This is a genomic window from Acinetobacter sp. G11, assembly GCF_049808495.1.
Classification (GTDB): domain Bacteria; phylum Pseudomonadota; class Gammaproteobacteria; order Pseudomonadales; family Moraxellaceae; genus Acinetobacter; species Acinetobacter kookii.
The window spans coordinates 1-19,992 of record NZ_JBNCAT010000041.1; the positions used below are offsets into that span (position 1 = coordinate 1).

The 19,992-nt window shown below is 44.4% G+C and carries 19 protein-coding genes and 2 tRNA genes; 9 read left to right on the forward strand and 12 right to left on the reverse strand.

The window, feature by feature from the left end:
- Positions 1–174 precede the first annotated feature (174 nt).
- From ACPUEY_RS12525 to ACPUEY_RS12565, 9 genes are all read right to left on the reverse strand, one after another.
- Positions 175–1,548, reverse strand: a complete 1,374-nt coding sequence (locus tag ACPUEY_RS12525; RefSeq protein WP_425122285.1) for a phosphomannomutase CpsG — start codon at positions 1,546–1,548, stop codon at positions 175–177.
- 61 nt (positions 1,549–1,609) lie between these two features.
- Positions 1,610–3,448: a glutamine--fructose-6-phosphate transaminase (isomerizing) gene (gene glmS, locus ACPUEY_RS12530; protein ID WP_425122286.1), complete on the reverse strand. Its 1,839-nt coding sequence runs from the start codon at positions 3,446–3,448 to the stop codon at positions 1,610–1,612.
- 13 nt (positions 3,449–3,461) lie between these two features.
- Positions 3,462–4,826, reverse strand: coding sequence for a bifunctional UDP-N-acetylglucosamine diphosphorylase/glucosamine-1-phosphate N-acetyltransferase GlmU (gene glmU, locus ACPUEY_RS12535; RefSeq protein WP_425122287.1), 1,365 nt, complete (start codon positions 4,824–4,826; stop codon positions 3,462–3,464).
- Between the two features lie 21 nt (positions 4,827–4,847).
- Positions 4,848–5,369: a phosphatidylglycerophosphatase A family protein gene (locus ACPUEY_RS12540; protein ID WP_425122288.1), complete on the reverse strand. Its 522-nt coding sequence runs from the start codon at positions 5,367–5,369 to the stop codon at positions 4,848–4,850.
- Entirely contained in the window at positions 5,347–6,264 is a 918-nt protein-coding gene (gene thiL, locus ACPUEY_RS12545; protein ID WP_425122289.1) for a thiamine-phosphate kinase, read from the reverse strand. Before thiL ends, ACPUEY_RS12540 begins: the two co-directional genes overlap by 23 nt.
- 18 nt (positions 6,265–6,282) lie before the next feature.
- On the reverse strand, positions 6,283–6,732 hold the full coding sequence (gene nusB, locus ACPUEY_RS12550; protein WP_092820062.1) for a transcription antitermination factor NusB: 450 nt from the start codon (positions 6,730–6,732) through the stop codon (positions 6,283–6,285).
- Between the two features lie 4 nt (positions 6,733–6,736).
- Positions 6,737–7,207 carry a 6,7-dimethyl-8-ribityllumazine synthase gene (gene ribE, locus ACPUEY_RS12555; protein ID WP_092820061.1) on the reverse strand — a complete coding sequence of 157 codons (471 nt, stop codon included), beginning with the start codon at positions 7,205–7,207 and terminating at the stop codon, positions 6,737–6,739.
- Between the two features lie 11 nt (positions 7,208–7,218).
- On the reverse strand, positions 7,219–8,340 hold the full coding sequence (ribBA, locus tag ACPUEY_RS12560) for a bifunctional 3,4-dihydroxy-2-butanone-4-phosphate synthase/GTP cyclohydrolase II (protein WP_261182658.1): 1,122 nt from the start codon (positions 8,338–8,340) through the stop codon (positions 7,219–7,221).
- 586 nt (positions 8,341–8,926) lie between these two features.
- Entirely contained in the window at positions 8,927–9,163 is a 237-nt protein-coding gene (locus tag ACPUEY_RS12565) for a VF530 family DNA-binding protein (RefSeq protein WP_131273506.1), read from the reverse strand.
- 418 nt (positions 9,164–9,581) lie between these two features.
- On the opposite strand from ACPUEY_RS12565, the gene acnA reads away from it, so the two are divergent.
- Positions 9,582–12,338 (forward strand): aconitate hydratase AcnA, encoded by a 2,757-nt coding sequence (gene acnA / locus ACPUEY_RS12570; RefSeq protein ID WP_425122290.1) that lies wholly within the window; start codon positions 9,582–9,584, stop codon positions 12,336–12,338.
- Between the two features lie 509 nt (positions 12,339–12,847).
- Here acnA and ACPUEY_RS12575 read toward each other — a convergent pair.
- Both ACPUEY_RS12575 and ACPUEY_RS12580 read right to left on the reverse strand, forming a co-directional pair.
- Positions 12,848–12,923: transfer RNA gene (locus ACPUEY_RS12575), tRNA-Gly, on the reverse strand.
- Between the two features lie 48 nt (positions 12,924–12,971).
- Positions 12,972–13,044 (reverse strand) — tRNA-Gly (locus tag ACPUEY_RS12580).
- A 234-nt stretch (positions 13,045–13,278) separates the two neighbouring features.
- Here ACPUEY_RS12580 and ACPUEY_RS12585 point away from each other — a divergent pair.
- The 5 genes from ACPUEY_RS12585 (at position 13,279) to ACPUEY_RS12605 (ending at position 16,134) form a co-directional block, all read left to right on the forward strand.
- A complete protein-coding gene (locus ACPUEY_RS12585; protein ID WP_425122291.1) occupies positions 13,279–13,590 on the forward strand; it encodes a BolA family protein in 312 nt (103 codons plus the stop codon).
- A 16-nt stretch (positions 13,591–13,606) separates the two neighbouring features.
- Positions 13,607–13,999 (forward strand): SirB2 family protein, encoded by a 393-nt coding sequence (locus ACPUEY_RS12590; protein WP_092820056.1) that lies wholly within the window; start codon positions 13,607–13,609, stop codon positions 13,997–13,999.
- Between the two features lie 82 nt (positions 14,000–14,081).
- A complete protein-coding gene (locus tag ACPUEY_RS12595; RefSeq protein WP_425122292.1) occupies positions 14,082–14,918 on the forward strand; it encodes a ParA family protein in 837 nt (278 codons plus the stop codon).
- Between the two features lie 15 nt (positions 14,919–14,933).
- On the forward strand, positions 14,934–15,323 hold the full coding sequence (locus ACPUEY_RS12600) for a hypothetical protein (protein WP_131273501.1): 390 nt from the start codon (positions 14,934–14,936) through the stop codon (positions 15,321–15,323).
- 220 nt (positions 15,324–15,543) lie between these two features.
- Positions 15,544–16,134: a LysE family translocator gene (locus ACPUEY_RS12605; protein WP_425122293.1), complete on the forward strand. Its 591-nt coding sequence runs from the start codon at positions 15,544–15,546 to the stop codon at positions 16,132–16,134.
- Here the strand turns inward: ACPUEY_RS12605 and ACPUEY_RS12610 are convergent.
- On the reverse strand, positions 16,131–16,763 hold the full coding sequence (locus tag ACPUEY_RS12610) for a DedA family protein (protein ID WP_425122294.1): 633 nt from the start codon (positions 16,761–16,763) through the stop codon (positions 16,131–16,133). The genes ACPUEY_RS12605 and ACPUEY_RS12610 overlap by 4 nt on opposite strands.
- A 194-nt stretch (positions 16,764–16,957) precedes the next feature.
- Between ACPUEY_RS12610 and ACPUEY_RS12615 the strand changes: the two genes are divergently transcribed.
- The 3 genes from ACPUEY_RS12615 (at position 16,958) to guaA (ending at position 19,777) form a co-directional block, all read left to right on the forward strand.
- Positions 16,958–17,410, forward strand: a complete 453-nt coding sequence (locus ACPUEY_RS12615; RefSeq protein WP_425122296.1) for a DoxX family protein — start codon at positions 16,958–16,960, stop codon at positions 17,408–17,410.
- 122 nt (positions 17,411–17,532) lie between these two features.
- Positions 17,533–17,931 carry a NirD/YgiW/YdeI family stress tolerance protein gene (locus ACPUEY_RS12620; RefSeq protein WP_425122297.1) on the forward strand — a complete coding sequence of 133 codons (399 nt, stop codon included), beginning with the start codon at positions 17,533–17,535 and terminating at the stop codon, positions 17,929–17,931.
- A gap of 277 nt (positions 17,932–18,208) precedes the next feature.
- Entirely contained in the window at positions 18,209–19,777 is a 1,569-nt protein-coding gene (gene guaA, locus ACPUEY_RS12625; protein ID WP_131273498.1) for a glutamine-hydrolyzing GMP synthase, read from the forward strand.
- Positions 19,778–19,992 lie beyond the last annotated feature (215 nt).

Below are 19,992 nucleotides of genomic sequence, written 5' to 3' on the forward strand. Positions count from 1 at the left end.
TTTACTGCTTCAATTTTGAATTCTTCAGGATATCGTTTACTGCTCATAAGCACCTCGTTAATTAGCCATTTTATCTAACTAAAAGGTGTCTACAAAATTAGTGGCTATTCATAAAAAGAGCTCAAATTGAGCTCTTTTTATAAGATGCAATACCAGGCGATTGCCATCTTATTTTTAATGATTGCCTTGGATTAGCAAGGTCAATTCATCGACATAATCCTGTAACGGTTCAGGATTTCTATCTGCACGGCTTTCAATATTTAAGCGCAGTAATGGCTCGGTATTGGAAGCGCGTACGTTTAAACGCCATGCGCCAAAATCCAGGCTCACACCGTCTGTTCGATCAATGACTGGATTTTGATCGGCATAGTGATCAAAAATCTTTTGAATGGTCGTTTGGGTATCTGCCACTTTGAAGTTGATTTCGCCTGAACATGGGAATTTTGCAATCATTTCTTCTACCAGGGCGGACAACGGTTTTTTGGTTTCAGACAATACTGACACCGCTAACAGCCATGGAATCATGCCGCTATCGCAATAGGCAAAGTCACGGAAATAATGGTGTGCAGACATTTCTCCGCCATATACGGCATTATGCTCGCGCATTTTTTCTTTAATGAAAGAATGGCCTGATTTAGACTGGATCGCTTCACCCTGGTATTGTTCAACAATGTCAAAGGTATTCCAGACCAGGCGCGGGTCATGCACAATTTTCTCACCCGACTGTTTCAGCAAGAACGCTTGTGCCAATAAACCCACAATATAATAGCCTTCAATGAACTGGCCTTTTTCATCAAACAGGAAGCAACGGTCAAAGTCGCCATCCCAGGCCAAGCCCATATCCGCTCCATGCTCAATGACGGCTTGACGCGTGCTATCCCGGTTTTCAACCAGCAGCGGGTTGGGAATGCCATTCGGGAAGGTGCCATCAGCCTCATGATGAATTTTAATAAATTCTACCGGTACATTCAGAACCTTGAATTTTTCTTCAATCGCATCAATTACATGACCTGCTGCACCATTACCCGCATTTACCACCAGTTTCATCGGTGCGATCTTGCAAGGTTCGATGTAAGTCATGAGGTGATCTACAAATTCAGGCAGGATATTATATTTTTCGGTCGTCCCTTTTTGCTCAACCTCTTTAAAGACCTCTGATTCTGCCAAAAGCTGAATGTCTTTTAGACCGGTATCTGCACTGATTGGGCGGGCATTTTCACGCACCAGTTTCATGCCGTTGTAATCCATCGGATTATGACTGGCAGTCACTTCAATGCCGCCTTGAACATCCAGGTGGAAGGCAGCAAAGTAGACTTCTTCCGTTCCCGTTATGCCTAAATCGAGTACCTTGACACCTGCATCATTTAAACCGCGAATAGTGGCCTGTTTCAGGCTTTCACTGCTGAGACGAATGTCACAACCAATGACCACTGTTTTAGGTTGATAGATCTGTCCATAAGCCCGGCCAATTTTATAGGCGATATCTTCATTTAATTCTTCACCCAATTTTCCACGAATATCGTAGGCTTTAAAACAACTCAGGGTCATATTCTTTTACTCTTTCCTTTGCAAGAAAAAGGCCGGTTACCCAGCCTTATATCAAAATTTATTATTCCACCGTGACCGATTTTGCCAGGTTACGCGGCTGATCGACATCCGTTCCACGCAAGACAGCCACATGGTAGGACAGCAGCTGCACAGGAATACTGTAAACAATTGGCGCAAGAATCGGACTGATACTTGGCACATGAACCACATGCTGACGGTCTTTGCCTTTAATGCCGCTGTTTTCGTCGGCAAAGACAAACAGTTCGCCACCACGGGCCTGAACTTCTTCCATATTGGATTTGAGCTTGTCGAGCATGTCGTCTTGCGGAGCCAGAATCACCACCGGCATGTCATTGTCTACCAGTGCCAATGGACCATGTTTCAGTTCACCTGCTGCATAACCTTCGGCATGAATATATGAAATTTCTTTCAGTTTTAATGCGCCTTCAAGAGCAATTGGGAACTCGGTACCACGGCCTAAAAACAGGCAGTGCTGTTTTTCTACAAACAGCTCAGATAAATGCAGAATGTCTTTATCTTGCTGTAGGGTATCTAGGATGACTTTAGGCGTATGCCATAAATCAGTGGTAATGGCAGTAATTTGTTCAGCCGAGATGCTTTGCTTCACTTGACCAATCTTCAGTACCAACAACATGAGTGCGGCAAGCTGCGTGGTAAATGCTTTGGTTGACGCAACGCCAATTTCAGGTCCGGCCAGGGTTAGCAGGCTATAATTGGTTTCACGCACCATTGAAGAAGTAGCCACATTACAAATGGTCATGGTAGTAATGTTTAAACTTTTTGCAGCAGCGCGTTTTTGGGTATCACGCAGCGCAGCCAAAGTATCGGCAGTTTCACCGGATTGAGAAATACAGACATACAGTGTGTTATTGACAATCACAGGCGTGCGGTAACGGAATTCGCTGGCAATTTCCACCTGGCAAGGCAGGTCAATCAGCTGCTCAAACCAGTATTTTGCAATCATGCCGGCATGGTAACTGGTCCCGCAGGCAATAATTTGTACCTGTTGAATATTTTCAAAATCGCCCACCGCATTTTGCAAGAAATCTTCGCGCAAATCGTTGCCATTCAAGGCTTGGGAAATGGTTTGCTGAATCGCTTCAGGCTGCTCATAAATTTCTTTGAGCATATAGTGTTTATATTCACCTTTAGATGCATTACTGACGGTGGCATCCAGCTCTTTTACTGGACGGTTCACCAATTGCCCATCCACAAACACTTCAATGCTGTTGCGGGTTAAACGTGCAATATCACCTTCTTCCAGGTAAATAAAACGGTTGGTAATTGGCAGCAGGGCCAATTGATCCGAACTGATAAAGTTCTCGCCAATCCCGACGCCAATGACCAGAGGTGAACCTTCACGAACGGTAATCAGTTCATTCGGATGATCGGTATGCACGATACCCAGTGCATAAGCCCCTTTGAGCTGGGGAACAACCTGCTGAACCGCTTCTAGAAGGCTAGAGGTTGATTTCAATGCATCATTGACCAGATGTGCGACAACTTCGGTATCCGTTTGTGAAGTAAACACATAGCCCAGGGCTTCAAGATCGTCTTTCAGTTCTTGATAGTTTTCGATAATGCCGTTATGCACCACAGCTACCGTACCAGAAACATGCGGATGGGCATTATTTTCAGTCGGTTTACCATGGGTTGCCCAACGGGTATGGGCAATCCCCAGTGAACCTTCGATATTCGATTCACTTACCGCCTGTTCCAGATTGATCACTTTACCTACACGGCGTTCGCGCAGGACATGACCACCATTGATCAGCGCAACACCCGCTGAATCATAGCCACGGTATTCAAGGCGCTTCAGGCCTTCAATTAAAATATTGCTAATATTACGTTCTGCAACGCCACCGACAATTCCACACATATTTATAATCCTCTTATTTTTTCAGTTTTTGGGGGCGTTGATAGTTTTCTTTAGCCACTTGTTTAGATCGTTCAAAGGCCAAACTATTTTCTGCTACATCGCGTGTGATGACTGAGCCAGCGCCGACAGTTGCACCATTGCCAATACTGACTGGGGCAACCAGGGAACTGTTCGAGCCGATAAAGGCTGAATCACCAATAATGGTTTTAAATTTATTGGCCCCATCATAATTGCAGGTAATGGTACCGGCACCAATATTTGAACCTGCGCCGACTTCGGCATCACCTAAATAGGTAAAGTGATTGGCTTTGGAGCCGAGGCCAATCGTTGAATTTTTCACTTCGACAAAGTTGCCAATATGCACATCATTGGCAAGCTTGGCACCTGGGCGTAGACGGGCAAAGGGTCCAATTTGCGTATCCTCACCGACCACGGCATTGTCGAAAATACTGTAGGGCTGGACCTTGGTACCGGAAGCAATCTTGGTATTCTTAATCACGCAGCCCGCACCAATTTCAACATTGTTGCCCAGTTCGCAGTCACCTTCGATAATCACGTTGATATCAATACGAACATCTTGACCGACTGTAAGCTTGCCACGCAGGTCAAAACGGCTTGGATCAATGATATGCACGCCTTGCTGCATCAGAAGCTTGGCCTGATAGGCCTGGAATTCACGTTCCAAAGCGGCCAGCTGAATCCGGTCATTCACGCCTTCCACTTCGAAGGCACGTTCCGGCTCAACGGAAGCCACTTCAAGACCATCGGCAATCGCCATGGCCACAATGTCCGTCAGGTAATATTCACCTTGGACATTGTTGTTGCTTAATTTGGGTAACCATTGATGCAGTTTGGCATTGCTGACACAGTAAATACCGGTATTGATTTCCTTGATTTGACGCTGTGCATCGCTGGCATCTTTATGCTCGACAATGGCTTGAATTTTATTGTTTTCACGTACGATACGGCCATAACCGGTGGCATCGGCCAGGGTTAATGTCACCAGACCAATTCCTGTTTCACGTGAAACAGCCAGCAGCTTTTCCAGGGTGTCTCGACTAATGCAAGGTACATCACCGGAAAGGATCAGTGAAACGCCATCGGTAGGAAGTACCGGTAAAGTCACTTTAACCGCATGGCCTGTACCCAGCTGTTCGGCTTGTTCCACCCACTGTACATTTTCATGTGCAAAGGCTTGTTGAACTAAATTACCGCCGTGTCCAAAAATGGTAATAATATTTTTGGCATTTAATTTTTTAGCAGTTTCAATGACATGACCGAGTAGAGGGCGTCCTGCGAGCGGCTGCAATACTTTGGGTAAGCTCGAACGCATTCGAGTTCCTTTACCGGCAGCAAGAATAATCACAGAAGTTGACATAATACACCTTAAAAACTTGGCTTAAGCCATTGAAATGTTGAGGTACACGAGAATACAGATTGCGGCCCAAATGCCGGCAATAATATCGTCAAACATAATGCCGAAACCGCCACCGACTTGACGGTCGATGACACGAATAGGCCAGGGTTTCCAGACATCGAATAAGCGGAACAGGGCAAATCCAATCAGCACCCAAAGCCAGCTCATTTGTGCAAAGTAAATCAGGGGCAGAAACGTAATTGACTGTCCAGCAAATTCATCCCAGACAATGCGGCCATCGTCATGTACGCCCATGACTTTAGCGGTTTGCCCGCAAATATAAATGCCAATAAGTGACATTAAAATCATGGCAATAATGGAGACGATAAAGCCAATTGCAAGCCAGGCAGGAATAAACAGCAATGCAAAGGCCGAACCAAAAGTGCCTGGCGCTTTGGGTAACAGTCCAGAACCAAATCCGACACCGCAAAAAACGATAAAGCGGTTGTACCAGGACATGTCTTTAAAGTGAATCGCAGGTTTATGCAAAGTGTTGATATCCATGAAATTGCAGCGAATGATCTACGCCATTCTGCACAAAAGTTAATTCAGTTTGTTGGGTTATTTGTCCAATCTTGCTAATGTTGACATCTAATTGTTGTTGCAAAAGCTTTTCATAATTTTGCGGGCTTATTGTAAAGCATAACTCATAGTCATCGCCACCCGCGAGGGCATATTGCCATTGCTGTTCTTGAGTTAAATTTTGTAAATCTGGACTGATCGGCAGCTGATTTAATTCAAGCGTTGCCCCTACCTTTGAAGCTTTTAAGATATGGCCTAAATCTTGTGCCAATCCATCAGACACATCAATCATGCTGGATGCCAGGCCTTTTAACTTTTGACCGAGCTGACAACGTGGGGTTGGATAATCCAGACGCTTTTGTAGCGGATGTCCTAAATTGTGCAGAGCAAATGCGGCATCACCGACTGTACCAGAGACACAGACATAATCGCCGGCTTGTGCGCCTGAACGTGTGATGGCTTTGCCTGTTTCTATCCAGCCAAGCGCGGTGACCGAAATAGTGAGATGAGGACTTTGCGTGGTATCGCCACCAATTAAACTCACACCAAATTGATCGCAGCAATCATATAAACCCTGGCTAAAGCCTTTAAGCCAGTCATGATCAATTTGGGGTAGGCTCAATGCCAGTAAGATGCTGTGCGGTTTGGCACCCATTGCGGCAATGTCAGACAGATTCACCGCGACAGATTTCCAGCCGATGGCATGCGGATGGGTATCTAGGGGAAAATGTCGTCCGGCAACCAATGTATCGGCACAGATGACCAGTTGTTGCTGAGGAGGAGGGGTGAGCAAGGCTGAGTCGTCACCAACACCTAAATCGACCGACGTGGAAGTCTGCCGATGAAAATAAGTATCAATGATCGAGAACTCAGCCATACAACAAATCTACTTTATTTAGTTGGTTTGTTGCTTTTCTGCTGCACGTAAAGTTGTTGCTAAACGATCCAATACACCATTGATGTATTTATGGCTGTCTGCACCGCCAAAATGTTTAGCCAGCTCGATTGCTTCGTCCAAAACAACGCGATATGGAATTTCAAGATGTTCTTTCAATTCATACGCACCCAGACGAAGAGTAGCGAGTTCAACGCCGTCAAGCGCATCAATTTCGCGGTCAAGCACAGGGATTAAGAGCGCATCCAATGCTTCATGATTGGCAACCACTTGAGTCAACAATTCATGATAATAGCCGAGATCCACTTTGTGCATGGCATTTTCCACACGTGTACGTGCTTCAATTTCATGTACCGGATTGTGGCTCATCTGCCATTCATAAATTCCTTGTACAGCAAAACGACGTGCTTTGCGTTTTGCTGCATAAGTTGCTTGAAGTGTTTGCGACATAGCGTTAAATAGCCTTTAACAAGTTAACCATTTCAATTGCAGTCAAGGCAGCTTCACTGCCTTTATTACCTGCTTTTGTACCCGAGCGTTCAATCGCCTGTTCAATACTATCCGTAGTCAATACACCATTAATGACTGGTAAGCCAGTGTCCAGGCCAACCACGCCTAAACCTTTGGCACATTCACCAGCAACAAAATCGAAGTGAGGCGTGCTACCACGAATCACTGCGCCAAGCGCAATAATGGCATCAAAACGATCAGCAGCAGCCAGTTTTTTAGCTACCACCGGAAGTTCCCAGGCACCAGGTGCGTGAACAACGGTAATATTATCCTCTGATACACCATGACGTTTCAATGTATCAATTGCACCTTCTAAAAGATGTTCGACAACAAAACTATTAAAACGACCCACTAAAATCGCGTAACGGCCTTCGCTCGCGAGATGTAACATACCTTCAATACGGCGAACTGCCATAGCAACCTCGATTATTTCTCTGTTGTTTGATTTGCGGCGACGTATTCCACCACTTCTAAATTAAAACCTGATAATGCATTAAAACGTAATGGAGAGCTGAGCAGTTTCATTTTCTCAACCCCTAAATCACGTAAAATCTGGGCACCGACACCAATGGTTTGGTATTGCTGTGACAATGCAGCATTGGATTTGGATGGCTTAGGTGTAGTCAAGCTTTCCAGTGCTGGACCGAGGTCCTGTAAATGACGCTGACCAATCCAGACCAAAACACCGCGCTCGCTAGATGCGATCTCTTTCAGTGCTTTGTCGAGATTCCAGGCCGGTTCGCCATTTTGCTTGTTAATTTTCAGCAAGTCACGTGCCGGACTAAAGCCATGTACGCGAACGGTAGTGACCCCCTGTTTAGGCTCACCTTTGACCAGGGCTAAATGAATATCCGGATTACCAATTTCACGGTAACGGAACAATTCAAATGTACCGTATTCGGTATCTAATGTTTGTTGATCCAGACGTTCAACCGTTTGCTCATTGGTCATGCGGTAGTGAATGAGATCCGCAATCGTTCCGATTTTCAAACCATGCTTTTCGGCAAAAATTTCAAGGTCAGGACGGCGCGCCATGGTGCCATCTTCTTTAATGATTTCACAAATCACTGAAGCAGGTTCGAGTCCTGCAAGACGGGCCAGATCACAGCCGGCTTCGGTATGGCCGGCACGGTGCAATACGCCGCCTGGCTGTGCCATCAGCGGGAAGATATGCCCCGGTTGTACAATGTCCGCAGGCTTGGCATGTGCGGCCACTGCCGTCTGAATGGTATGTGCACGTTCAGCGGCTGAAATACCGGTGGTAATACCGTTGGCAGCCTCAATTGAAAGCGTAAAGTTAGTCCCGTGCTGTGCGCCGTTGGCATCGACCATGAGCGGAAGATTGAGCTGCTGGCAACGGTCGCGGCTCAATGTGAGGCAAACCAGACCACGGGCGTGGGTGATCATAAAGTTGATGTCTTCAGGACGTACGTGTGTCGCAGCAATCACCAGATCGCCTTCATTTTCACGGTCTTCATCATCCATCAGGATGACCATTTTTCCTGCACGGATATCTGCTACGAGCTCTTCAACGGTATTGAGCGGCATCAACCTTCACCTTCTTTTTGTCTCAAATGACATTTTACTTGCATTGATTGTTGCATAGTCTACCGTTTTTTTACGATGTTTGCCTATGCTTATCGGTTTCCATTCCCGGTTCATTGTTATACACAGTGCCTGAACACTTGAAAAGGGGACTTTATTTTAAAAAGCCACGATTATGCTGAATCTTTAAGCAGTTGAAATACATAAATAATGACAAGCTTATGCGAAATGCTGCTGATTTATGGGGTGGGGTATACTATTGGGATAAAAAAAGCCCCCATCTTTCGATGAGGGCTTTTTGAATCTGGAGCGGGAAAGGAGACTCGAACTCCCGAACCCCAACCTTGGAAAGAGTCACCAACATAAAATACACTAAATAACATAATCGGTATTTTAATAAATCCTATATATAACAGTTATATAGAGTTTTTGTTTTGTGTGGTGTAATTTAAGGTAGGGTAGGATACTTTGATTTTTGGTCACTAAATTTACTTTGATAATCAACAATAATAACCAACATACACATGCTTAATCTAAAGGTGTTTTACAGACTGGTATAATTTTATGATGAGAGGGGTGTTGCTTGGGGCTACGGTTTCTGTTTTGCCTTTTGGCGTAAGACGTATAAATATAAGCTTTCTACTTTTTCACGTGCCCATGGTGTGGTCCGCAAGAATCGTAATGATGATTTAACACTTGGGTCTATGCAAAAGCATCTAATTTCAATTTTACGACTCAAGCCTTCAAAGCCGCCATAGTAATCTAGCAACTCATTCAAAATGTCAGCAAGCTTTTTGCCGTGTAAGGGGTCATTGGATGTGTTCATATTGGATCAATCGTATTTGGTAAGGAAAGTGGTGGCAGTCCATAAATAAATTTATAGAATTAGGTCGACTTCGTACCCAAGTTGTCGCTTAAATTTAAGTAACTTGGGGCAACTCTATCTTTAGAGTCTTTATGCAACAAAGCCCAATTCAACTACAAATACCACACTCTGAAAATACAGTTAAAATACGCGGTTCAATTTACCTTAATCTCCTTACGGAATGGGCAGAAAGATTGTCAATGCCAGGTCTGAACTGTCGGCAACTCTCTGGCAAAATTTCCTGGCAGCCCTGCATTTAACTGCTTAGCGCAATCTGATAATAAATAATAACAAACCCGCCGTGCAGTTAGCATACAGTAAGTAAAGGAATGGTTGACTGTGATCATAAAAATAGCATATCAAGCCGGAGGGAAACTAGATGGCTAAGTATAGTAATATCAATAGTTTTAATACTTTAGAAACATTAACCGTCGGTTCAGAACACTATCAGATTTTCAACCTGTCTAAATTGCAAGTGCAGTTAGGTGACCTGTCCCGACTACCAAAATCTTTAAAAGTCTTGCTAGAAAATTTACTACGTTTCGAAGATCAGCTCACGGTGAAAACCGAGCATATTCATGCATTGGCAGGGTGGCTAAACAACCGAACCTCAGAACAGGAAATCCAGTATCGTCCGGCACGGGTGCTGATGCAGGATTTTACCGGTGTTCCCGCAGTGGTTGATCTTGCCGCGATGCGTGCCGCAGTGGCCAAAGCCGGTGGTGACCCGGAAAAAATTAATCCGCTGTCACCGGTGGATTTAGTCATCGATCACTCGGTTATGGTCGATTACTTTGCCAGCCCGCAAGCTTTTGAGCAGAATGTCGCAATTGAGATGCAACGCAATGGCGAGCGCTACCAGTTTCTACGTTGGGGGCAGGCTGCGCTCAATCAGTTTCGCGTGGTGCCGCCAGGAACCGGGATTTGCCATCAGGTCAATCTGGAATATCTAGCACAAGTGGTCTGGAGTAATGAGGTCGATGGTCAGCGCTTTGCCTTTCCTGATACCTTGGTCGGTACCGATTCACATACCACCATGATCAATGGCTTAGGCGTGTTAGGCTGGGGGGTAGGCGGTATCGAGGCGGAAGCGGCCATGCTGGGCCAACCGATCTCCATGCTGATTCCGGAAGTGATCGGCTTTAAGCTTACCGGTAAACTCAAAGAAGGGATTACCGCAACTGATCTGGTACTGACCATTACCCAGATGCTGCGCCAAAAAGGCGTCGTTGGAAAATTTGTCGAATTTTATGGCGATGGCCTGGCCGATTTACCCTTGGCGGATCGTGCCACGATTGCCAATATGGCACCCGAATATGGCGCTACCTGTGGCTTTTTCCCGGTTGATGAGGTGACGCTTTCCTATTTACGTTTAACTGGACGTCAGCCGGAAAGAATTGCCTTGGTAGAAGCCTATAGCAAGTTGCAAGGATTATGGCGCAATCCGGGGGATGAGCCCGTCTTCACCGACACGCTGGCTTTAGATATGTCGACGGTAGAAACCAGTCTGGCGGGTCCGAAACGCCCGCAGGATCGTGTACTCTTGTCGCAAGTGCCCAAAACCTTTCATGCCTTCATGGATCTGACCTTGAAACCGGTCAAAGAGGAAAAAGAGCGTCTGGAAAATGAAGGAGGTGGAGGTACGGCTGTTGAAGCGAAACAGGCCAACCTGCCACATGAAAATGCTTTTTGTGTAATTGATGGTAAAAAATATCCGTTGCAGCATGGCGATGTAGTGATTTCAGCGATTACCTCCTGTACCAATACCTCGAATCCCAGTGTCATGTTGGCAGCAGGGCTATTGGCCAAAAAAGCAATCGAAAAAGGTTTGCAGCGAAAACCCTGGGTGAAAAGTTCACTGGCTCCAGGTTCCAAAGTGGTCAGCGATTATCTTGATGCAGCAGGGTTGACGCCTTATTTGAATCAACTGGGTTATAATCTGGTGGGTTATGGTTGCACTACCTGTATTGGTAATTCGGGACCTTTACCTGAAGTGATTGAAGAAGCTGTGCAATGTTTTGATTTGAATGTAGCTTCAGTGCTCTCCGGAAACCGTAACTTTGAAGGACGGGTGCATCCTCTGGTGAAAACCAACTGGCTCGCCTCACCACCTTTGGTGGTTGCCTATGGTTTGGTTGGGAATATTCGAACTGATCTCACGACTGAGCCGATAGGTGAGGGTTTTGATGGCCAGACGGTTTATTTAAAAGATATCTGGCCGACACAGGTGGAAATCGATGCCGCACTGCAGAATGTGAATACCGAGATGTTCCATAAAGAATATGCGGAAGTATTTGAAGGCGATGCCAAGTGGAAAGCGATCCAGATTCCACAAAGTCAAACCTATGCCTGGGATGAACAATCCACCTATATCCGGCATCCTCCCTTTTTTGCAGAAATTGATCAGCCGCTACAACCAATTCAGACGATCAGCCAGGCACGGATTTTGGCGGTATTAGGTGATTCAGTCACGACAGACCATATTTCCCCAGCGGGCAATATCAAACAAGATAGTCCAGCCGGACGATATTTGCAGCAACAGGGTGTTGATGTAAAAGACTTTAACTCTTACGGATCCCGTCGTGGTAACCATGAAGTGATGATGCGAGGTACCTTTGCCAATATCCGCATTAAAAACGAAATGCTGGGTGGCGAGGAGGGGGGCAATACCCTGCATATTCCAAGTGCAGAAAAACTCTCGATTTATGATGCGGCAATGCGCTATCAGGCAGAACAAACCCCACTCGTGATTATTGCCGGGAAAGAATATGGCACCGGTTCTTCACGTGACTGGGCGGCTAAGGGCACCAACCTGTTGGGGGTGAAAGCGGTGATTGCTGAAAGTTTTGAGCGGATTCATCGTTCCAATCTGGTCGGCATGGGGGTGTTACCTTTACAGTTTGTGGAAGGTCAGAACCGGCAGATATTGAACCTGACCGGACATGAAACCCTATCAATTTCAGGCTTGTCGGATGATATTCATCCGCATCAAATGCTGGATGTAGAGGTGCAACATAGCGATGGTACGTGTAGTCATTTTCAAGTGTTGTGTCGTATTGATACCTTGAATGAGGTGGAATACTTTAAGGCCGGTGGGATCTTGCACTATGTCTTGCGCAATTTGCTCACTTCCTAAATTGAATGATGAAAGCCCGATACCTACCACAATGCCGGTCAGTTAAGGAATGAGCCCAGAAGCATTTGAGGCAGCTTCAAAATGAGGCTGTCTCGTGTCTAGGATACTGGGAGCAGTCCAGTTCAAGCAGGAAGAATAAGTTTTTTAATAAAAACTATTCCATAAATTAATAATTTTTTAACTTAAGATTTTTTTTTAATTATATATTTTTGGTGACCAAATTTGGTCACCATTTTTATAAAGTAGTGAAAAAGACTTCAATAAAAGCCAGAATGAAGTATTTTAAGTTTTTAGAATTACTCAGCCTATGTTCACTAAAATTTATGCAAAATCTTTAATATATTGATCTATATGTGATGGTTGCAGGGCACTTTTGGTCACGTAAGCCCATTTTCAAGTGATCTATCTTAACTTTTTACTAGCTTTAAGCATTTTAAGTTTGGAAAGAAAATATTGTTTAAAATCAACAATAAAAAGCCCCAATCTTTCGATCAGGGCTTTTTAGAATCTGGAGCGGGAAAGGAGACTCGAACTCCCGACCCCAACCTTGGCAAGGTTATGCTCTACCAACTGAGCTATTCCCGCGGAGTCTATAAAGTTTTTTAAGTGAAAAAACTAAATGAAAAAATTTTGAGCGGGAAAGGAGACTCGAACTCCCGACCCCAACCTTGGCAAGGTTATGCTCTACCAACTGAGCTATTCCCGCATGCCATGTATAATACATTATGCAAAAATAGGGTCAATAACTTTGTGAAAAAACTTATGTCGATTGCATAAAATAAAACCATTTTGCTTAAATTTGTTGCTTTTATAAACAAAATTGAGATTTAAAAAGAAATTTTTATCTTGAAATGCAGGAATGATAGGGTAGACAGACACGAAGATTGAATCGGAACACGCTATACTGAAGCCAGAGATTGAGCTATTTGGGAGCATCTTGATGAATTTAGAACAACAGTTGATTCAACGCCTGCAAGAGTTATCACCGGTTCATTTAGAAGTAGTGAACGAATCCTCCGGTCATGGCGGCTATTTCCCGGGTAAAGAATCGCATTTTAAAGTGATTGTGGTCAGTGACATTTTCCAAGGCTTGCGTTTAGTGCAACGTCATCAAAAAATTTATGCAGCAGCAGGGGACTTGCTTGCGCCAAGCCGTATTCATGCCCTTGCGATTCATGCTTTTGTGCCATCAGAATGGCAAGGACAAGACACGTCAAGTCCTGAATGTGCACATGCGCCCAAAGCAGAATAATAAGGAAGATTAAACAATGGATATGCAGCTGACGGTAAAAATTGTGCATATGATTGCTGTGACCTTATTGATTGGGGCAATCCTTGCACGTGCTTTTACTTTATTTGTTGGAGTCAAGGACAATCAGCCCAATCCGGTGGCACGAAAATTTTTGGTCGCCTGGCAACATCTTGCCATGACGGTTATTGTTTTGACCGGGCTAACTTCATTAGTGATCAAGAATTTTGAAGTCCAATCCTGGTTTTATGCCAAGATCATCCTGTTTCTGGTGTTATTTTCTTCCTTGATTAAAGCCTATAAAAAAGATGACAGTATTTTACTGGTGCAGCGTCGTGCAGGTTTAATGATTGCAGTGGTCGCACTGATCGCCATTATGGGATTAGTCATCATTAAGCCGAATTTTGGCTAATTGTTAGACATGATTATTCTAGATCCAAGACGTGTGAGTTAAACTGCAATTCATAGATAACTATAAATGATAGGGGCTTCCAATGCTGATACGTGTGGTTTTTAATCAAAAAGGTGGGGTAGGCAAGTCCAGTATTGCCGTCAATCTGGCTGCAATTAGCGCACATCAGGGGTTGAAAACCTTGCTGATTGATCTCGACCCACAAGCCAATTCCAGTCAATATCTATTGGGGGATGATGCAACCTATACCGTGGATAAACCGGCGCTGGAACCCAATATTGAAAACTATTTTGAAGAAGTGCTGGGGGCCACTCAAAGCAAAGGACTTTTAGGCAATGCCATTGGTTCCATTTTGAAGAACCGGGATAAAGGTCTGGAGCGCTATGTGCATCAATCTCCTTTTAAAAATCTGGATGTGATTCCTGCAAGTCCCACTTTGGGGGCGCTGGCACATGCCTTGGAGTCGAAACATAAGATTTATAAATTGCGGGATGCCTTGCAGCAACTGCAAGGGCAATATGACCGGGTGTATATCGATACGCCGCCGGCTTTTAACTTCTTTACCTTGTCGGCGCTGATTGCAGCCAGTCGCGTACTGATTCCTTTTGATTGTGACGTATTTTCAAAACGCGCCTTACAGACCCTGATTGAAAATGTCATTGAAACTCAGGATGACCATAATGAGCGTCTGGAAATTGAAGGGATTGTGGTGAATCAGTTCCAGGCACAGGCCAAATTACCGCGTGAAGTGGTGCAACAGCTGAAGGATGAAAGCTTGCCTGTATTAGATAGCATGTTGCCTCCGTCCATTTTAATGAAGGAATCGCATCTTAAAAATCAGCCTTTAATCCATTTGGCAACTGATCATAAATTGACGCAAGCCTATCAATCGTTGTTCAATGAAATTGAGCATATATAAGTATTGAGATTTCTCATGAAAACGATTTATCTAGGCTTCCTTTTGGGAAGTACGGTTTTATTGGGTGCTTGTGCAACGACGGTGAAACCGAGTTATGTTTCTCCGACCCAGTATCAAGCGCTGAATTGCCAGCAGTTGCAAAGTGAATATAACCGTATTCAGCAATATATCGATAATGGTGTGCAGGCACCTAAACGCACTGGCGTCGGTGTGGGTGTCGGTGTTGGCGGCGGTTGGGGCAGTCATGGCGGCTGGGGGATTGGTCCGAGTGTTTCAGTCAATATGGGACAATCTTCCAATACCAAAAACACTGAATTGGCACGTCTATTGGGTGAACAGGAAGCTGTGGTTCAGGCGGCAAAATTCAAAAACTGCCCAATTATTGTTCGCAATAAAGTTCAATAATTCATCAATTTATGCCGCTGTTGAGGTGCTGTGCCCGACAGCGAGGTGATAAAATATTAGCAAAATGTTTCAATGTAAATATTATTAATATCAATTGGTTGTTGTTTTTCGATGGAATCTTTAAACGCATCAGGTGATGTTTTTTTATCGAGAAATACTTGTCACTTTTCATCTGTTTCATATAAGGTGTGCCCCTAATTAAGGGTAATGTCGGGTATGTATGATCGAGAGTTGGCTTTTTGTCTTGGCGGTGATTGCGGTATTGATGATTCCGGGTCCAACCAATGCATTACTTGCAAGCTCGGCGCATCAACAAGGCATTGCCAGAACCAGTCTGTTTATTCCGGCAAAATTGCTCGGCTATTTTTATGCCATTAATTTGTGGGCATTACTGATTCATTTATGTAGTCCGGTGTGGCCGAATTTTATTCATATCCTGCATGTTTGCAGTGCTGTTTATGTGGTATGGCTGGCCTTCCAGTTGTGGAAAGCGTCAGATTTAGAAAAGCATAATCAACATCATCGTTCTATTCAGCCGCGCCAACTGTTCTTTTCTACTTTCAAAAACCCTAAAGCCTTATTATTTGCTGCCGGTGTTTTACCGATTGAAACCTGGAGCAATCCCACCAATTTTGTTTTGGTATTTGCGCTGTTCAGTCTGGTACTGTTGCCTACGGTGGTGTTCTGGATGTTTTTTGGGCGGGCCATTTTGGCCGGACAGTCCAGGCAAATAAAAGCCGATCTCTTATATAAAGGATCGGCCATGTTACTGATTATGTGTATGTTGCCCGTTGTAATTCGCTTCTTTTAATGCGCCTTTTTAAGTTTCTGGCGAATAAAACCAATAATGCCCGGCAAGACACTAATAATAATGATGCCAAAAATCAGATGGGTAAAATTGTCTTTGACAATCGGCATATTGCCAAATAAGTAGCCCAAAATTACAAAAGAACCGACCCAGCAAATGGCACCAATGATATTAAAGCTCAGGAAATATTTATAATTCATGTGACCTGCACCGGCGACAAACGGAGCAAAAGTACGGGCGAAAGGAACAAAGCGGGCAAAAATAATGGTTTTACCACCATGTTTTTCAAAGAATTTTTGCGTATAAGTTAAATGCTTTTTATTAATGAAACGTGATTCAATTTCAAAGACACGCGGTCCAATAAATTTACCAATATGATAATTCAGCGTGTCGCCTAATACTGCGGCAACAAACAGCAAGATGACCAGAATATAAGGATTCATTGCGCCTGTGGATGCTGCTAAGGCTCCTGCCGCAAACAGCAGGCTGTCACCCGGCAGAAATGGCATCACCACCAGCCCGGTTTCCACAAAAATAATCAAGAAAAGAATGGCATAAATCCACACGCCGTAATCGGTGATAAATTCGAGCAGATGGGCATCAACGTGTAAGATAAAATCAAGCAGTTCCATGGCGCTACAGATAGCAAAAATGTGCTGAAATCCTAGCAGTCTGGGGCATGAAAGTCAGTACCAAAAAGAAAATTAATTGCATTTTCATCTTTCCCTTTTTGAGCAACGATTTATCTTACAAATTATTTATTGACCCTGATAAAAACAGGCTTAGCATGTAGAGGTCATTAAAACAAAAATCAAAAGGTGACCTCATGTTTAATCCGAATACTTTTATAAAAAATCTGGTGCAGGGCCTGCAAACCGATGCCTTTATCGCTTTGGTTGCACGTGTGTTAATAGCCTATATTTTTCTGATGTCTGGCTGGATGAAAATCAATGCTTATGCTGCAACGGCCGGGTATATGGAATCTAAAGGTGTCCCGGGCAGCCTGCTGCCTTTGAGTATCCTGGTCGTTGCTGGCGGCGGTCTGGCCCTGTTGTTTGGTTTTCAGGCCCGTCTGGCTGCCTTGGGCTTAGCCATTTTTACCTTTATTTGCGGCTTTATTTTCCATGGCACCGGGACTCCGGATGATGCCATTCACCTGATGAAAAATATTGCCATGACCGGTGGACTATTGTTCCTGATGCTGCACGGTGCAGGTAAATTCAGTGTAGATGACATGCTAGAGAGACCATCGCCAGCATTGAGAAAAATTGAAGGTTGATTCTTGCTTGTACAGACTTTTGTAATTACATAAAAGTTGTGCACACTACATAAAAGCTGCGTACAAATTGCCGGAATTTTGCTTCAATAAAGCTTGATGAAGCTAGCAAAGTGGAGTCAATCATGAAGCAAATGTTATGGGTCATTTTTATCTCTGGTGTGATGTTTTCTACAGCCTCCTGGGCGGGTAAAAGTGATCAGATGATCGTGAATGAAGCTGCCCAAAATACGGTCACGGTTGCAGAAGTAAAACAGCTGGCGGATGAAACTGCAGTGACCTTATCTGGCGTTATTGTCAAACGAATACGGGGCGATCATTTTCAGCTCAAAGATGGATCCGGTTCAATTGACATTGATGTAGATGATGATTTTTGGAAACCGATGGGCTTAAAAGCCGGTGATCAGGTGAAAGTGATGGGTGAAGTGGATACCCAGAGTGGCCAATCCGCCAACATCGATGTCGTTAAAATAGAAAAACTGGCCAATCGGAACGATCAATGGCTTTGGTATAACCAGAACTAAGCTGCAAGATTTTACTTAATAACCAAAGTCCTAGAGAAGATACGGCCAGATCAGACTGATGGAGTATGATGATATCTATCATGACGACATGGAACGATATCCAAATCGTGAAAATAGAAAAATGGTAAAACAAACAAGGCATCCGGAGGGGTGCTTTGTTGTGCCGGAAATATAATGCAATCAACGAATTGAAAGCCTTGTGCGAATAGTGTGCTTAATGCGCCGAAAAATGATAGAATGCAGCGCTTATTTCGTTTGCCTTGCATAGTTGTTTGTCATGACTACCAATACTCAAATCACTGAAGACCGCATCCTGATTCTGGATTTCGGTTCTCAATACAGTCAGCTTATTGCACGTCGTGTACGTGAAGCTGGCGTATATTCTGAAATGTATGCCTATGACATGTCTGAAGAAGACATTCGCGCATTTAAACCAAACGGTATCATCTTGTCGGGTGGTCCGGAAAGTGTTCATGAAGAAGGTAGTCCACGCGCGCCTGAAGTTGTATTCAACCTGGGTGTACCTGTATTGGGTATTTGCTACGGCTTGCAAACCATGTCAGAACAGCTTGGCGGTAAAGTAGAGCCAGGTACCGTACATGAATTTGGTTATGCTGCGGTAGATGTTTTGGTTCGTGACCAACTTCTGGGTGATTTAGACGATGGCGAAAACAAACTCAATGTTTGGATGAGCCATGGTGACAAAGTCAGTGCGATTCCGGAAGGTTTCCAGGTGACTGCAAGTACACCAAGCTGTCCATTTGCAGCAGTAAGCGATGAAAAACGCCGTTTCTATGGCGTGCAGTTCCACCCGGAAGTGACCCATACTGCAAAAGGTGCCGAGTTGCTGTCTAACTTCGTACACAGCATTTGTGGTTGCCGTAATCTCTGGAACTCTGAAAACATCATCGACCTGCGTGTTGAACAGTTACGTGAACAGATTGGCGACCAAAAAGTATTGCTTGGTCTTTCAGGTGGCGTAGATTCATCAGTAGTTGCTGCGCTTCTTCATAAAGCCATTGGCGATCAATTGACTTGCGTATTCGTAGACAACGGTTTGCTTCGTTTGAACGAAGGCGAGCAAGTGATGGACATGTTTGCGAAAAACATGGGTATCCGCGTCATTCGTGCCGATGCTGAGAACCGTTTCTTGTCTGCGCTTGCAGGTGAAACCGATCCAGAGAAAAAGCGTAAAATCATTGGTCGTGAATTCATTGAAGTATTTGCTGAAGAAGCACGTAAGCTGGATGGCGTAAATTTCCTTGCACAAGGTACAATTTACCCTGACGTGATTGAATCTGCTGCAACTAAAAACGGTAAGGCACATGTGATTAAATCACACCACAATGTGGGCGGTTTACCAGATGATTTAGCCTTTGAACTGGTTGAGCCAATCCGTGACCTGTTTAAAGATGAAGTACGCCGTTTAGGTACCACTTTAGGTTTACCGCATGAGATGCTTTATCGTCATCCGTTCCCGGGTCCAGGTTTGGGCGTGCGTATTTTGGGTGAAGTGAAAAAAGAATATGCCGACATCCTTCGTCTGGCGGATGACATCTTCATGCAAGAACTTCGTGCCAGCGGTTGGTATGACAAAACTGCGCAAGCTTTCGCTGTATTCCAGCCGGTTAAATCGGTAGGTGTGGTAGGTGATGGCCGTCGTTATGCATGGGTGATTGCACTTCGTGCCGTTGAAACTGTGGACTTTATGACTGCACGTTTCGCGCATCTTCCATATGAACTGGTTGATAAGATTTCGACTCGTATCATGAACGAAATTAAAGATGTTTCACGTGTGGTTTATGACGTTTCGTCTAAACCACCAGCTACGATTGAATGGGAGTAATTTAGGGATTTCAGGAAGCACTGCTTCCTGCCTAAATTACGCCAAGCGCTCGGCGCGCGGCAGTTTAGGAATCTAGAATTATTCAAATAAAAAAGAGCGCTTAGGCCACTGCTGTCCCACAAATATCACAAGAAGAACCTCAATTGAGGTTCTTCTTGTTTTCGCCATTTTTTATCAGGCACAAAGAGTGACCTTAAAAGTTTCCTTTCAAATAA